Annotated in this window: 18 protein-coding genes; 17 read left to right on the top strand and 1 reads right to left on the bottom strand. The window is 33.7% G+C overall.

Features of this window, described 5'->3' with window-relative positions:
- Window positions 1-5 precede the first annotated feature (5 nt).
- Window positions 6-1,262 (bottom strand): NAD(P)/FAD-dependent oxidoreductase, encoded by a 1,257-nt coding sequence (locus BM239_RS04295; RefSeq protein WP_092206387.1) that lies wholly within the window; start codon window positions 1,260-1,262, stop codon window positions 6-8.
- Window positions 1,263-1,364: 102 nt separating this feature from the next.
- Between BM239_RS04295 and BM239_RS04290 the strand changes: the two genes are divergently transcribed.
- Genes BM239_RS04290 through BM239_RS04210 form a run of 17 tightly spaced genes read left to right on the top strand, consistent with a single transcriptional unit; the run spans window position 1,365 to window position 16,197 of the window.
- Entirely contained in the window at window positions 1,365-2,891 is a 1,527-nt protein-coding gene (locus tag BM239_RS04290) for a flexirubin biosynthesis tyrosine ammonia-lyase FlxA (RefSeq protein WP_092206386.1), read from the top strand.
- 14 nt (window positions 2,892-2,905) lie between these two features.
- Window positions 2,906-4,033, top strand: coding sequence for a WG repeat-containing protein (locus BM239_RS04285; protein WP_092206385.1), 1,128 nt, complete (start codon window positions 2,906-2,908; stop codon window positions 4,031-4,033).
- A gap of 44 nt (window positions 4,034-4,077) precedes the next feature.
- On the top strand, window positions 4,078-4,809 hold the full coding sequence (gene fabG / locus BM239_RS04280; RefSeq protein WP_092206384.1) for a flexirubin biosynthesis SDR family reductase FlxB: 732 nt from the start codon (window positions 4,078-4,080) through the stop codon (window positions 4,807-4,809).
- A 15-nt stretch (window positions 4,810-4,824) separates the two neighbouring features.
- The gene (locus BM239_RS04275; protein ID WP_092206781.1) at window positions 4,825-6,036 is read left to right on the top strand and encodes a beta-ketoacyl-[acyl-carrier-protein] synthase family protein; all 1,212 of its coding nucleotides are present in this window, start codon (window positions 4,825-4,827) and stop codon (window positions 6,034-6,036) included.
- Window positions 6,037-6,046: 10 nt separating this feature from the next.
- A complete protein-coding gene (locus BM239_RS04270; protein ID WP_092206383.1) occupies window positions 6,047-6,289 on the top strand; it encodes an acyl carrier protein in 243 nt (80 codons plus the stop codon).
- 18 nt (window positions 6,290-6,307) lie between these two features.
- Complete coding sequence (locus BM239_RS04265) at window positions 6,308-7,192, top strand: LpxL/LpxP family acyltransferase (RefSeq protein WP_092206382.1); 885 nt, start codon at window positions 6,308-6,310, stop codon at window positions 7,190-7,192.
- A gap of 1 nt (window position 7,193) precedes the next feature.
- Window positions 7,194-8,126: a hypothetical protein gene (locus BM239_RS04260; protein WP_092206381.1), complete on the top strand. Its 933-nt coding sequence runs from the start codon at window positions 7,194-7,196 to the stop codon at window positions 8,124-8,126.
- Window position 8,127: 1 nt separating this feature from the next.
- Window positions 8,128-9,261 carry a dialkylresorcinol biosynthesis protein DarB gene (locus BM239_RS04255; RefSeq protein ID WP_092206380.1) on the top strand — a complete coding sequence of 378 codons (1,134 nt, stop codon included), beginning with the start codon at window positions 8,128-8,130 and terminating at the stop codon, window positions 9,259-9,261.
- A gap of 3 nt (window positions 9,262-9,264) precedes the next feature.
- Window positions 9,265-9,696 carry a hotdog family protein gene (locus tag BM239_RS04250; protein ID WP_092206379.1) on the top strand — a complete coding sequence of 144 codons (432 nt, stop codon included), beginning with the start codon at window positions 9,265-9,267 and terminating at the stop codon, window positions 9,694-9,696.
- Window positions 9,697-9,752: 56 nt separating this feature from the next.
- Window positions 9,753-10,148 carry a hotdog family protein gene (locus BM239_RS04245; RefSeq protein ID WP_245758189.1) on the top strand — a complete coding sequence of 132 codons (396 nt, stop codon included), beginning with the start codon at window positions 9,753-9,755 and terminating at the stop codon, window positions 10,146-10,148.
- Window positions 10,149-10,155: 7 nt separating this feature from the next.
- Window positions 10,156-10,566, top strand: a complete 411-nt coding sequence (locus BM239_RS04240) for a flexirubin biosynthesis protein DarG (RefSeq protein ID WP_092206377.1) — start codon at window positions 10,156-10,158, stop codon at window positions 10,564-10,566.
- On the top strand, window positions 10,556-11,554 hold the full coding sequence (locus BM239_RS04235; protein WP_092206376.1) for a BtrH-related acyltransferase DarH: 999 nt from the start codon (window positions 10,556-10,558) through the stop codon (window positions 11,552-11,554). Before BM239_RS04240 ends, BM239_RS04235 begins: the two co-directional genes overlap by 11 nt.
- Window positions 11,555-12,298 (top strand): ABC transporter ATP-binding protein, encoded by a 744-nt coding sequence (locus tag BM239_RS04230; RefSeq protein WP_092206375.1) that lies wholly within the window; start codon window positions 11,555-11,557, stop codon window positions 12,296-12,298.
- Window positions 12,291-13,559 carry an ABC transporter permease gene (locus BM239_RS04225; protein ID WP_092206374.1) on the top strand — a complete coding sequence of 423 codons (1,269 nt, stop codon included), beginning with the start codon at window positions 12,291-12,293 and terminating at the stop codon, window positions 13,557-13,559. The genes BM239_RS04230 and BM239_RS04225 overlap by 8 nt, the downstream gene beginning before the upstream one ends.
- The gene (locus BM239_RS04220) at window positions 13,537-13,989 is read left to right on the top strand and encodes an acyl-CoA thioesterase (RefSeq protein WP_092206373.1); all 453 of its coding nucleotides are present in this window, start codon (window positions 13,537-13,539) and stop codon (window positions 13,987-13,989) included. The genes BM239_RS04225 and BM239_RS04220 overlap by 23 nt, the downstream gene beginning before the upstream one ends.
- On the top strand, window positions 13,982-15,130 hold the full coding sequence (locus tag BM239_RS04215; protein WP_092206372.1) for a beta-ketoacyl-[acyl-carrier-protein] synthase family protein: 1,149 nt from the start codon (window positions 13,982-13,984) through the stop codon (window positions 15,128-15,130). The genes BM239_RS04220 and BM239_RS04215 overlap by 8 nt, the downstream gene beginning before the upstream one ends.
- Before the next feature lie 5 nt (window positions 15,131-15,135).
- Window positions 15,136-16,197: a methyltransferase gene (locus BM239_RS04210; RefSeq protein ID WP_092206371.1), complete on the top strand. Its 1,062-nt coding sequence runs from the start codon at window positions 15,136-15,138 to the stop codon at window positions 16,195-16,197.

The following is a 16,197-nucleotide window of genomic DNA, read 5'->3' as shown; positions in this document are numbered from 1 at the left end:
CGTTTCTAAACAGAAGCGCTTTTTTCATTTTCCATATTAATTAAATGTGCTAAAGATTTAACAATTCGGTTGTGTTTGGTAACAAATGGATTGGTTTCATCCCAAACGTAACCAGCTAAAACGGCACATATTTGGCGTTTTACTTCTAAATTTTCAGGCCTATGAAAAAATAGGGTTTGTAAATTTCCAGTATACCATTCCTTTACATAGGTTGCAAAAACATCTACACCAGATTTAATGTAGTTAGAATAATCTTCTTCCCAGTTTACCGTTTCACCTTGTAATTGTTTACTGATTAATTTAGCAGATCGTAAAGCAGATTCTGTAGCAAAGGTAACACCAGATGAAAACACAGGGTCTAAAAATTCGGCACTATTTCCTGTTAATACAAAACCGTTTCCATAAAATTTAGTGACAGCTTTGGAGTAATTTCTAATACTTTTTGGCTCAAACAGTAATGGCGCATCTTTAAAACGCTCGTAATAATAATCAGATTGTTTAAACATGGTTTGTAATCGTGTGGAAGTATCTCCTTCAAAAGAATCTATAAATTCATTTTTGCCAACAAAGCCTAAACTTGTATTACCATTAGAAAAAGGAATTACCCAAAACCAAGTATCTTTATCAAGGACATCAAAAGTAATCAAGGTCCCTTCTTCGCCTTTTGGTCTATTAACATCCTTAACATGACCGAAAATTGAAGAGTGCTCTGGAATGCTTGAAGGTTTGTCTAAGTTTAATAAACGTGGTAAAACACGTCCATAACCACTAGAATCTACAATAAACTGGGCTTCAACTTTATATGGGTTACCATCTGCATCATGAATGGTTGTAGTGGATGTACCATTATCGGCAATTTCAACTGCTACCACTTCGTGTTCAAAAGAAATATCAACACCCATTTTTTCAACCTCGTTAGCTAAAATGGTATCAAAGTCAGCACGAGGAACCTGCCAAGTCCAATCCCACCCTTCTGAATGCTTATCACTAAAATCAAAATTACACACAACATCATCTTTCATAAACCGTGCACCACGTTTTATTTCAAAATTAGCAGCTTTTAAAGCATCTAACAAGCCTACTTCTTCAAAATGATCCATACATCTTGGAAGCAAACTTTCGCCAATTACAAACCTCGGAAACGTTGTTTTTTCTACTACTTTAACGTTTAATCCTTGCTGATGAAGGTAGGCTGACGCCACACAACCTGATGGTCCCGCACCTATAACCAAAACATCTACTTTCATATCACGTGTTCCCATAGTAGTATTAATTCATTAATTATTATAAATTTGCAGTCCAAAATAACTACTTTAGTAGTAATTATTTATACAAATTTATTGAAAAAAAATATTATATCATAGATGCTTAAATTTAAAGGAAAATTAGGAATAGACGATTTTTATAACGTAATTTTTAAAAACGAACCTATTCAGATAGACAAAGCGGTACTTGAAACAGTGGAAGATAGTTTCAATTTTTTAAAAGAATTTTCCGAAAACAAAGTCATCTATGGTGTCAATACGGGTTTTGGACCTATGGCACAATATAAGATTGAGGATTCCGAGCGTATTCAACTTCAATATAATTTAATTCGTAGTCATGCTTCTGGTACTGGGCAACCAATTGCTCCAATGTATGTAAAAGCCGCCATGTTAGCTAGATTAAACACGTTATCATTAGGGCATTCTGGTGTTCATGTTTCGGTAATTAAACTCATGGCTGAATTAATAAATAGAAATATTACTCCATTAATTTATGAACACGGTGGTGTTGGTGCCAGTGGAGATTTGGTGCAATTAGCACATTTAGCCCTTGTATTAATTGGCGAAGGTGAAGTGTTTTATAAAGGCGAGCGTAAAAACACGAAAGATGTTTTTGAAATTGAAAACTTAAAACCAATTTCTGTAGAATTACGTGAAGGGTTAGCCCTCATGAATGGTACCTCCGTTATGACAGGTATAGGTATTGTAAACACCCTATATTCTCGTCAATTATTAGGATGGATAACTAGCAGTTCAGCAGCAATAAACGAAATAGTAAAAGCCTATGACGATCATTTATCTTATGAATTAAACCAATCTAAAAGACATATTGGGCAGCGTCAAATTGCAGAAAGTATGCGTGAGCATCTTCAAGATAGCAAACTAACCCGTAAAAGAGAACACCACTTATACAGTAAAAATGAAGATGTTTCTGTTTTTAAAGAAAAAGTTCAAGAATATTATTCCTTACGTTGTGTACCGCAAATTCTTGGTCCTGTTTTAGATACGCTGAATTCTGTTGAAGATATTCTGATAGAAGAAGTCAATTCTGCAAACGACAACCCTATTGTTGATGTTGCTAAAAAACATGTATATCATGGTGGAAATTTCCACGGCGACTATGTATCATTAGAAATGGATAAACTAAAAATTGTAGTTGCCAAGTTAAGTATGCTTTCGGAACGTCAATTAAATTACCTACTAAACGCTAGATTAAATGATATGCTTCCACCATTTGTTAATTTGGGGAAACTTGGCTTAAATTTTGGTATGCAAGGTGTCCAATTTACTGCTACTTCTACCACAGCAGAAAATCAAATGCTTTCTAATCCAATGTATGTACATAGTATTCCAAATAATAACGACAATCAAGATATTGTTAGCATGGGAACCAATTCGGCATTAATAACCAAAAAAGTTATTGAAAATGCATTTGAAGTGGTTGCTATTGAGTTAATTACAATTGTTCAAGCCATTGAATATCTTAACGTTCAAGATGGTATTTCTTCCAAAACAAAGAAAATGTATGATGCCATTCGCAAATTAGTTCCAGCCTTTAAAGAAGACGTAATTATGTATCCATATGTTAACCTTGTTAAAGATTATATCATCAACAATAAAACATAAAACAATTTTATATTATGAAAACAACAGCATTCTTCGTTACACTTCTCTTTTTGGGTATTTTTTGTCATGCACAAGATTTAGCTTTAGCAAATCTAGATGGTGATTATGGCTACATTACAAAAACAGGCACTTGGCAAATTAAACCACAGTTTAAAGTAGCTAAAAACTTTTCAGATGATTTAGCAGAAGCCTCCTTGGATAAAAAAACATGGGGTTTTATAAACCGTAAAGGTGAATGGGTTATTCAGCCACAATTTGATAAAACAAAAGCATTTAATTCAGGTATTGCTGTTGTTTTAAAAGATAAGGATTGGATTTACATCAACAAAAAAGGCGAACAGGTTTTAAAAGATGTAGCAACCGATAAGGTTTACGATTTTGAAAATGGCTATGCTATAATTAGAAAAGAATCTGGTGTAGGGTTTATAAATACCAAAGGTGAAATTGTAGTAGAACCAAAATTTACTAAAGTATTCAATTTTGAAAATGGTTCAGCTAAAGTATTGGAAAATGATAAATGGGGATTGGTTGACGCTTCAGGAAAATATATTGTAAAAACAGAATATGATGGTGTTAGCAACGAATACAATGGTCATATTGTAGCCAACATTGGTGAACGCTACGGACTAATAATAAATGGTGAATTTAAAGAAGTTCCTGGTGCTGAAAAAATATGGGATTTTTCTCATAATGCAGAAAACACCTATGCTAAAAAAAATGATAAAATAGGATTTATAAACTCGAATGGTGACTGGATTATAGAACCAAAATTTGATAAGGCACGTGCCTTTGTAAACGGATTAGCACCAGTAAGTGAAGGTAAGAATTGGGGCTATATTGATACGTCTGGTGCGGTTATTATTCCGTTTCAATACAAAGATGCTGAAATCTTTAGTGAAAGTGGTTTAGCACCTGTTACAACAGGAAAAGAATGGGGCTTTATTAATACAAAAGGCGATTTGGTTATTCCTGAAGATTATGAAATTACTGCTGGTGGATTTTCTATTTTTTCAAAAAACAACCCTAAAGGTTTTATTGATGGACTGGCACGTGTTAAAAAGAAAAAGTCTTGGACTTATTTAACACCAAAAGGTGAACCATTAAACAACCTGTGGTTTGAAAATTTAGAATTATTTCATTAGTTTAACAAACAACTAATTAGCAATAGCCTGAAAAAAACATATACATGAAATGTGCTTTAATTACTGGTGGTTCTCGAGGAATTGGGAAAGCTATATGCAAACAACTTGCACAAGACTCGGATTACCACATCTTAATAAATTATAATAGTAACAAAACTGCTGCTTTAGAAACCCAAAAAGACATTGAGTCTTTAGGGAAAACAGCCGAAATAATCCAATTCAATGTCACAGATGCCAACCAAGTAAAATCTGCGTTAGATGCCTGGCAAGAACAGAATAAGGATGCGATAATAGAAGTTATTGTAAATAATGCTGGAATTACAAAAGACGGTCTGTTTATGTGGATGCCACCGGAAGACTGGCAAGATGTTATAAACACCTCGTTAAATGGTTTTTATAATGTTACCAACCACCTTATTCAAAAATTATTACGCAACCGTTATGGTCGTATAATTAATGTGGCCTCGGTTTCAGGTGTTAAGGGTACCGCTGGACAAACTAATTATTCCGCTGCAAAAGGTGCATTAGTAGCTGCTACCAAAGCATTGGCTCAAGAAGTCGCTAAACGAAATATTACAGTAAACGCTGTTGCGCCTGGTTTTATAAAATCGGATATGACAGCCAATTTGGATGAAAAAGAACTAAAAAGCATGATTCCTATAAACCGCTTTGGGGAACCAGAAGAGGTTGCTTATGCAGTATCATTCCTTGCTTCCAAAAGGGCATCCTATATAACTGGCGAAGTAATTAATATAAATGGAGGTATTTACTCTTAAATGTTGTTTGATAAAATGAGAAGAGTTGTGATTTCTGGGATGGGTATTTATTCCTGCATAGGTGAAAATTTAGAAGCTGTAAAACAATCACTTTATAAAGGTGAATCTGGAATTATAGCTGATAAGGATCGGCTAGACTTTGGTTATCGTTCCCCTTTAACTGGCATGGTCAAGCAACCTAACCTAAAAAATTTATTATCCCGTAGGCAACGCATTAGTTTGGGTGAAGAAGGTGAATATGCCTATATAGCAACACTAGAGGCCCTTGAAAATGCAAAAATATCACAAGATTTTTTAGACCAACATGAGGTTGGTATTTTATATGGAAATGATAGTACAGCTAAATCTGTTGTAGAATCTGTTGATAAAATACGTGAGAAAAAAGACACAACACTTGTAGGTTCTGGCGCTATATTTCAAGCAATGAATTCGTCTGTTACTATGAATTTGTCCACTATATTTAAATTGCGTGGTATTAATTTTACTATTAGTGCAGCCTGTGCCAGTGGATCTCATTCTATTGGCATGGCATATCAACTCATTAAAAGCGGTCTTCAAGACTACGTTATTTGTGGAGGTGCCCAAGAAATAAATGCTATTGCCATGGGCAGTTTTGATGGTTTAGGTGTTTTCTCTATTAATAGTGATCCCAAAAAAGCTTCTCGTCCATTTGATAAAAATAGAGATGGTTTGGTTCCAAGTGGTGGTGCAGCTACATTAATTTTAGAAACTTATGAGTCTGCAATTAAACGCGGTGCCCAAATTTACGGTGAAGTTATTGGATATGGATTTTCCTCCAATGGAGATCATATATCAACACCTAACGTGGACGGTCCTGCACGCGCCATGAAAATGGCTATAAAACAAGCTGAAATTAAAGCGTCAGATATTGATTATGTGAATGCGCACGCAACCTCAACACCAGTTGGAGACGCCAATGAAGCGTTAGCTATATTAGAAGTTTTTGGAGAAAATGGCCCATACGTTAGTTCTACTAAATCCATGACAGGACATGAGTGCTGGATGGCTGGAGCTAGTGAAGTACTATATTCCATCCTAATGATGCAGAATGATTTTATTGCACCCAACATCAATCTAGAGGAAGTAGATCAAGCAGCAAGTAAATTAAATTTAGTTAACAAAACGTTAGATAAAAAATTTGATGTATTTTTGTCTAATTCGTTTGGATTTGGGGGAACAAATTCGGCTTTAATTATTAAAAAATAATTTTGTGGAAATGACAAAAGAAGTTATTATTGAAAAAATAAACGACTTTCTTATTGATGAGTTTGAAGTAGAAAGTGATGATATTTCTCCAGAAGCAAACCTTAAGAACACTTTAGAGCTTGACAGTCTAGATTTTGTAGATTTAGTCGTTGCAGTTGAGTCTAATTTTGGTGTAAAATTAGTAGGTGAAGACTTTGTAAACGTTACTACACTTCAAGATTTTTATAATCTTATTGAGCGCAAATTAAGCTAATCTATATCCGTTTTTTTTATGGCTACAGAATGGCAAGGAAAATCAAGAGGAACCGTTCTTGGTTATAAAATATTTGTCTTCTTCATGAAGCACTTAGGGATGAGTGTCTCTTATGTTGTACTATATTTTGTAGCTGCTTATTTCTGTTTTTTTTCAAAAGAAAGCACTAAAGATATTTATTATTACTTTAAAAAGCGACTAAACTATTCTAGCTTCAAGAGTTATTTAAGTATTTACAAAAGCTACTATGTATTTGGACAAACCATATTAGATAAAATTGCTATATCTTCAAATTTGAGTAATAAATTTACCTATGAATTTGATGGTATCCATAATATCACTGAAACCTTACAAGAAAAAAAAGGTGGAATATTAATTAGTGCTCATGTGGGAAATTTTGAAATATCTGAATATTTTTTCAATCAATTAGATGATAATGCTTCCATTAGTTTATTAACAACAGACGTAGAGCATACAGATATTAAAAATTATTTAGATAGTGTCCGTAAAAAATCTAACATCAATCTTATTATTATAAGTGAAGATTTATCTCATATTTTTGAGGTCAACGCAGCTTTAGCTAGAAATGAAATAGTTTGTATAACGGGAGATAGATACACTAAAGACACAAAATATCTATCTGAAATATTACTAGGAAAATCCGCTAAATTTCCAGCTGGCCCGTTTCTTTTAGCTTCCAGATTAAATGTGCCGGTTTTATTTGTCTATGTTATGAAAGAAACCAACAAACATTATCATTTATATGCTAGACGCTCCAAAGCTAAACATCGCGATGCTCAAGGTTTACTAAAAGAATATACCGAAAGTTTAACATGGATGTTAAAAAAATACCCATTACAATGGTTTAATTATTTTGATTTTTGGGACTCTAAAAACACCTAACATGAAACAAGTTTTAGTCATCTATTATTCGCAATCAGGCCAATTAACCGAGATTTTGAACAATATCGTTAAATCAATGAAAAATGACGAAACGGCTTTCACTTATTTAAATATTCACATGGAAGAAACGTTCCCATTTCCATGGAATAAAGAACAGTTTTTTGGAGTTTTTCCAGAAACTTTTCGCCAAGAACCACGGCAGATAAAACCCATTTCCGAATCTATTTTAAACAAAAAATACGATTTAATTTTATTTGGATATTCCGTTTGGTATTTAACGCCCTCACTACCAACCACCTCATTTCTAGCAACACCCGAAGCTAAAAAACTTTTCAAAAACACGCCAGTAATAACCGTAATTGGTTGTAGGAATATGTGGATAATGGCTCAAGAAAAAATGAAGAGTAAACTACAAGAACTTCAAGCTAATTTAGTTGGTAACATTGTATTGGTAGACAGACATATAAATCACGTTAGCGTTATTACCATTGTCCAATGGATGTTTACAGGTGTAAAAAAACGATTTTTAGGGATTTTCCCAAAACCAGGTGTCTCTCAAAAAGATATTGATGAAGCCACAAAATTTGGAACCGTAATTGCTGAACACCTTAACCAAAATAACTATAATAACTTACAAAACAATCTTTTAAATGTTGGCGCCGTAAAAATAAAACCGTTTTTAATAACAGTTGATAAGCGTGCTAATGCAATATTCTCAAAATGGGCAGATATGATTAGCACAAAAAGTGAGAAAAACACTTCAAAAAGACGGTTTTTAGTTAAATTATTTAATTATTACTTATTAATTGCAATTTGGTTAATTTCGCCACTAGTTTTTATCTTATTTTTGTTGACTTATTTACCATTTTATAGCCAAATAAAAAAAGAAAAAGTATATTACGCATCTGTTGCATTAAAAGAGAAGGAAGTTTAAAATGAAGGAAGTATACATTACTAAAATATCAAAATTTTTACCAAATCGTCCTATCAGTAATGATGAGATGGAAGATAAATTAGGAATTATAAACGGAAAAGCGTCCAAAGGACGTAGGATTGTTTTACGCAACAATCAAATAAAAACACGCTATTACGCATTAGATGATGACGGGAATGTAACTCATAACAATGCGCAACTTGCCAAAGAAGCCATTGAGCAACTTTTTGATGAAAATTTTACGTCCTCAGATATTGATTTATTATCCTGTGGCACTTCAAGTCCTGATCAAATATTACCATCTCATGCTGCTATGGTTCATGGTTTTTTAAAGTGTGACAATGTTGAAATAAACTCACCTTCAGGTGCCTGTTGTTCTGGTATGAATGCCTTAAAGTTTGGGTTTCTATCTGTAAAATCGGGACAAACAAATAATGCCATAGCATCCGGATCTGAACGAATTTCCTCGTGGATGAAAGGACATATATTTGAAAACGAAATTAAACATTTACAGGCTTTAGAAGACAACCCCATTTTAGCTTTTAATAAAGATTTTTTACGTTGGATGCTCTCTGATGGTGCTGGTGCATTTCTATTAGAAAATGAACCAAATGGGGAAACACCTTTGCGAATAGAATGGATGGAGGGTTACTCCTATGCTCATGAGCTTGAAGCCTGCATGTATGCTGGAGGAGATAAGCTTGAGAATGGTTTTTTAAAACCATGGAGTGAGTATAAAACAAGCGATTGGAGCGAAAAATCTTTATTTGCTATCAAACAAGATGTGAAACTATTAAGTGCTAATATCCTTAAAAAAGGTGTTGACAGCTTAAAACGCGCCCTAACTAAACACGATTTAAAACCTAGTGAGATAGATTACTATTTACCACATATTTCTTCACATTTTTTTAAAGATAAACTCTATCAAGAAATGGTAGATAATGGTGTTGAAATACCTTGGGAAAATTGGTTTATGAATTTAAGTAAAGTAGGTAATGTGGGTTCAGCATCTATCTTTTTAATGTTAGAAGAACTTGCACATTCTGGGAAACTTAAAAAAGGCCAGAAAATATTACTTTCGGTTCCTGAAAGTTCCCGTTTTTCATATGCATATGCACTTTTAACCGTTTGCTAAATAATGACAACGCAACTCTTACCTATTACCAATATAGCTAATTTAATTCCACAAAAATCACCTTTTGTTATGGTTGATACATTAGTGGAATTTTCAACTGATAATTTAGTATCTAGTTTTAGAATTTTAGAGTCTAATATTTTTATCGAGAGTGATTATTTAACAGAACCCGGATTAATAGAAAACATGGCTCAATCGGTCGCTTTACACACTGGTTATGCATATTTTCTTAAAGGAGAAGCAGCGCCAACTGGTTATATTGGCTCAATAAAATCCATAAAAATCCTGAAGCTTCCTAAAATAAATGAAAACATCACTACCAACGTAACCATTTTACATGAATTTATGGGTGTAACCATGGTTGAAGTTCAGGTGCTAAATGAAGCGGAACTGGTAATTGCTCAAAGCGAAATGAAAACCGTTATTGCTAGCTAATGGATGTTCGGCACCTAGATATCGCTAAATTTTTACCTCACAGATCGCCATTTTTAATGGTTGATCAACTTCTTACACTTGATGACACCCACGTTTCTACAACATTTACTATAAAACCAGATTGTATTTTTAATGAAAATGGCGTGTTCAATGAAGCTGGTTTGGTAGAAAATGCGGCACAAACCTGCTCGTCAATAGTTGGAAAAAGCTTTTTTAATGAAAATGATGTTGAAGGCGAAGGTACAAAGCTCATAGGTTTTATCAGTGCTATTAAAAAAGTCACCATAAAATCCTGCCCAAAAGTAGGTAGCACAATCCTGACAAATGCCACATTGAAATCGCGTTTTGATACAGACGAATACAGTATTTGCACCTTAAGTTGTCGTATTACGTTAGAACATATAGAATTGCTATCTTGTGAATTGAATTTAGTTATTCAAGAACTTAAATAACTTCAGCATGAAAAAAGACGAAGTTCCTCAAGACACCAGTAATTTAGAAACGGCTAAACTTAAAGAATTATGTTACGCCTTAGACGACGATGGAAACTATACAACTGTAAATAGTTCTGGTTGGGATCCAAAAACCATTGCTTTAAATCAAGCTATAGAAGAAATTAATGCGCGTATTGCAGATGCAAAAAGACGTGTTTTAAAAAATAAAACAAGCCCAATAGAATACTATATGGAGTTTCATAAAATGGATGTATCCATTCTAGCCAGTTATGTTGGTATGTGGTCTTGGCGTGTAAAACGTCATTTTAAACCAACAATTTTTAAAAAACTTTCAAACAAAAAACTTCAAAAGTATGCAGATACCTTTGATGTTTCAGTGGAACAACTAAAAGATATCACCAAACATGGAAATTAATTTCACACATCATCAAACAGCTCATTGTGAAAACGGTGTGATTTCCAATTTAATGAAACATCATGGCTTTCAAATAAGTGAGCCTTTAGCATTTGGTATTGGGTCTGGACTTCTGTATTGTTACATTCCATTTTTAAAGGTAAACCATGCACCTGCTCTGACTTATAGAGCCATGCCAGGCTTTATATTTAAACGATTTGCTAAACGTGTTGGTATTGAAATAAAGCGCGAAAAATTTAAAAACCCTCAAGTTGCCAAAGAAAGACTGGATACCAATTTAGAAAACAACAATCCAGTTGGCCTACAAGTTGGTGTATATAATTTAGTTTATTTCCCAGACGAATATCGTTTTCATTTTAATGCGCACAACCTTATTGTATATGGAAAAGAACAGGATAGGTATTTAATTAGTGATCCTGTTATGGAAACCGTAACAACTTTAACGGAAAAAGAACTCGAAAAAGTCCGTTTTGCTAAAGGACCATTTGCTCCGAAAGGGCATATGTATTACCCAATTTCATTTCCTGAAAAATTAGATATCGAAAAAGCCATTATAAAAGGCATAAAACATACCTGTCGCGATATGTTGGCTCCTATGCCAGTATTAGGTGTAAAAGGCATTCGTCATGTAGCCAAACTAATCCGTAAATGGCCCAAAAAGAAAGGTGTTAAAGTTGCTAACCACTATCTAGGCCAAGTAGTTCGTATGCAAGAAGAAATTGGAACAGGTGGTGGCGGATTCCGTTACATTTTTGCTGCTTTTTTACAAGAAGCAAGTGGCATTTTAAACAATCCAAAATTAGCCGATTTATCAAAAGAAATGACCGATATTGGCGATTTATGGCGTGATTTTGCTCTAGATGCTTCTCGAATTTATAAAAATAGAAGCGCTAAAGAAGATGCCTATAACAACGTTGCTTCGCAATTAGAAACCCTAGCAGAAAAGGAAGAAGCATTCTTTAAAAAATTAAAAAAAGCCATTAAATAAGTGATAGATATTCAGCACATATCAAAAAAATACAAAGGTGCCGATAACTTTTCGGTAACTAATTTGGACTTATCTATTAGTGAAAAAGAAATTTTTGGCTTATTAGGACCAAATGGTGCTGGAAAAACAACACTTATTTCCATTTTGTGTTCCCTAATTAAGCCCACATCTGGCACTTTTTCAATAGCTGGATTAACGTATCAAAAAAACAAAAATCAACTAAAGCAAATTATTGGTATTGTTCCACAAGAATATGCTCTTTACCCATCTTTAACGGCTTTCGAAAACTTAAAATACTTTGGCAGTATGTATGGCCTAAAAGGAAAAAACTTGAACACCAAAATTAATTCTGCTCTGGAGCATTTAGGTTTATTAGCCTTCGCTCATAAAAAAATTGACACCTTTTCAGGAGGCATGAAAAGACGTATCAATTTAATTGGTAGTGTGCTTCACAATCCAAAAGTCTTGTTTTTAGACGAACCAACTGTTGGCGTAGATGTACAATCCAAAAATGTAATAATTGCCTTTTTACAAGATCTCAATAAAAATGGTACGACTATTATTTACACATCTCATCATTTAAATGAGGCCGAGACGTTTTGTACACGTGTAGCTATAATTGATCATGGTAAATTAGTTGTAAAAGGAAAACCTCAAGAACTCATTACACAACATCCTGGTGCTAATAACCTAGAAGATGTCTTTATCAATATAACAGGAAAAGCCTTAAGAGATCATGCATAAACTATGGGCTTCAACATACAAGGAATTTTTATTATTAACCCGAGACATTGGTGGTATTGCCATACTTTTTGTTATGCCTTTGGTGTTAATTATTACCATAACACTCATTCAAGATAGCACATTTAAATCTGTTACTGATAGTCAAATTCCTATTTTGGTGGTCGATAATGACCAAGGGAATGTATCTGAAATCATTTTGAATGGGTTAAGTGAATCAGGCAGTTTTCAAGTTATTACAGAGTCTGAAGAAACCACTGCACGCGATTTGGTATTTAAAGGAAAATACCAATTAGCTATAATTATTCCTGAAAATTTATCATCCAGTCTTTCGAAAAAAGTAACACAAAATGTTGATGGTATCATTGCCAAATTTGGATTAGAAGAACCCAATGAAACTCAAGAAATTGGAAAAATTAAAAGCAAACAAGTTATCCTCTACTTTGATCCAGCAACCCAATTAACATTTAAAAGTTCTGTAAAAAATGGCATTGATAAAATGATATCAAAAATAGAAACACAATCCATTTATAAAGCATTTCAAGAACAAATTTCAGACGATCCAAACGACGTTATTTTTGAAACCGATACATTTATCACGTTTAAAGAAGTTTTACCAACAGATGAGGATAAGGAAATGATACCAAATTCAGTTCAGCATAACGTACCTGCTTGGACACTATTTGCCATATTTTTTATTATCGTTCCTCTTTCTATTAATATTGTTAAAGAAAAAAGCCAAGGTACGTTTGTACGTTTACGCACAAACCCAGTTTCCTACGCAACCGTTTTAGGCGGAAAAACAATTATTTATTTAGTGGTTTGCTTAATCCAGTTTGTACTCATGTTATTAATTGGCATATATGTTTTCCCTGCTATTGGCTTACCAACTTTAGATGTTTCTGGTAGAATTCCATTACTATTTGTTGTCGCTACATTTGCTGGATTAGCGGCAATAGGTTTAGGATTATTATTAGGAACCATAGCAAAAACACAAGAACAATCGGCTCCATTTGGTGCAACTTTCGTGGTTATTCTTGCTGCTTTAGGGGGTGTTTGGGTTCCTGTATTTGTCATGCCAAAAGTCATGCAAACCCTATCACATATTTCACCCATGAATTGGGGTTTAAATGCATTTTACGATGTATTTTTACGAAACGGATCTTTTATTGATATTTTACCAGAAATCAGTTTGTTGCTCCTATTTTTTATTGCAACAACTTTAATTGCAATTATTTATAATGAAAAAAAGAATGCCGTCTAAACAAAAAGAAATTGTTCATACCAGTGAGGTTCGGGTACGTTTTGTAGAAACCGATCCGCTAGGAATAGTATGGCATGGAAATTATATTCAATATTTTGAAGATGGCCGAGAAGCTTTTGGTCGGGTGCATGGAATTTCATATTTAGACCAAAAAAAATATGGCTTTGCAACTCCCATTGTAAAATCGAGTACAGATCATAAATTACCTTTGCGCTATGGCGATATTGCTACCGTAAAAACTATTTTTATAGACAGTCCAGCAGCAAAAATGGTATTCCGCTATGAAATTTATAATCAAAATAATCAACTAGTTTGTACTGGTGAAACCACTCAAGTATTTGTAGAAAAGATTGGTGAAGGCGATTTATCATTAAACATTCCACTGTTTTTTAAGGAATGGAAACAAAAAGTGGGATTATTGGATGACTAATGTGTATGTTTCATATAACAATATTGTTTCTGCTCTAGGTTTTACTAGCAAAACGGTTGTGGAGCAAATTCATAATGAAACATCTGGATTAAAGCGTATTCATGATACAGCTATTTTACCGGACCCGTTTTATTCGGCACTAATAGATTCTGAAGTTTTGGAAACTGAATTTCAAAAGCTGCACCCAAAATCAGACTTTACTAGATTGGAAAAAATGATGCTTACATCATTACATTCGGTGATTACAGATTCTAAAATCGAGTTAAACGAGCGCGTCGGACTCATCATTTCCACAACAAAAGGTAATATTGATGCGCTTGATACAAACAATCCCTTTCCAAAAGAGCGCGCCTATTTACATGAACTAGGAAATACTATTCGTAATTTTTTCGATTTTAAAAACGATGCTATTATTGTATCCAACGCATGTGTTTCTGGAATTTTAGCAGTGGCTATTGCAAAACGCTACATATTACAAAACGTATATGATCACGTTTTTGTAGTTAGTGGTGATGTTGTTAGTCAATTTATTTTATCCGGATTCAACTCGTTTCAAGCTTTAAGTAATGAACCCTGCAAACCTTATGACAAGGACCGAGTTGGCATTAATATAGGGGAAGTTTCGGCTACTGTTTTAGTAACAAAAGATAAAGAAAATTTAGCACATGAAGCTGTAGAGGTTTTAGGAGAAGGCTCCTGTAACGATGCCAATCATATTTCTGGTCCATCCCGAACTGGCGAAGGCCTGCACCGAAGTATTGAGTCTGCCCTTAAACAAGCTAAACTGGATTCGTCAGATATCGATTTTATTTCAGCACATGGAACAGCCACGCAATTTAATGATGAAATGGAAGCCATAGCATTTAATCGTTCCAATTTGCACCGAGTTCCCGTTAATAGTTTAAAAGGTTATTTTGGACATACCCTTGGCGCATCTGGTCTTTTAGAAACTATTATTGGCATGCACAGTCTTAAAAATAACACCTTATATGCTTCAAAAGGCTTTAATTTATTAGGTGTTTCACAACCTTTAAATATTATTAAAAACACGCAACCAAACAAAATGTTACACACTTTTATAAAAACGGCATCTGGTTTTGGAGGTTGTAATACGGCTGTTATTTTTAAAAAAACGAACTAAACACTATGAGCAAAAAATCTATAAGAGCTATTGATGCTGTTCAGGAAGCAGAAAAAATTGCCTTTGCACCATTTGTTTTTCAAGCCGTTGTTGCGCTTCGTAAATTAGGGATTTTTAATCTTATTTTCCAAAATCGCAAAAAAGGAGGTATTTCATTAGAAAACATTTCTGAAGAATTGAATATAAGTAATTATGGAATTGGTGTTCTTCTAGAAATTGCTGAAAGCTATAATATTGTTGATAAAAATGAAAATGGTTGTTTTGAACTTACAACAACGGGTTATTTTTTAGCTTTTGACAGAACAGTTGATGTTAATATCAATTTCACGCAAGATGTTTGTTATAAAGGATTATTTCATTTAACGGAAGCTATAGAAACTGGCAAACCAGCTGGATTAAAAGAGTTAGGTAATTGGGATACTATTTACCAAGGTCTTTCTGTTTTACCTCCTAATGTTCAAAAAGCATGGTTTGAGTTTGATCACCACTACTCTGATGAAGTATTTCAGGAAGCTTTAGAGTTTGTTTTCAGAAACAACCCAAAAACTATTTATGATGTGGGTGCAAATACCGGTAAATTTGCCATTAGTGGTAGTAAATACAGTGAAACTGTTTCCATTAAAATGATTGATTTACCAGGTCAATTACAAATTGCGTTAAAAAACGTAGAATTAGCAGGTTTTAAAGACCGTGTTTCGCATTATAAAATAGATTGGCTATCAGAGAACCCACAATTACCTAAAGGAGCAGATGTTATCTGGATGAGTCAATTTTTAGATTGTTTTTCTGAAGCTGAAATTCTGGTTATATTAAAGGCGTGTGCAGCAGCAATTGTAGATAATGGTGAAGTATTGATTATGGAAACCTTTACAGACAGACAACGTTTTGATAATGCAAAATTTATTTTAGAAGCTACTTCGCTTTACTTTACCGTCATGGCCAACGGAAATAGTAAAATGTATCCTTCAACAGTATTATTAAAATTAATAGACCAAGCAGGCTTAAAGTTAATTGAAGATCGTGCAGTTGGCGAATATCACACTATTTTTGCTTGTAAGAAAAAATAA

Source organism: Algorimicrobium echini (genome assembly GCF_900115185.1).
Lineage (GTDB): Bacteria > Bacteroidota > Bacteroidia > Flavobacteriales > Flavobacteriaceae > Algorimicrobium > Algorimicrobium echini.
Note: the sequence above shows the minus strand (reverse complement) of the source record. Positions and strands in the feature narration are given on the sequence as shown.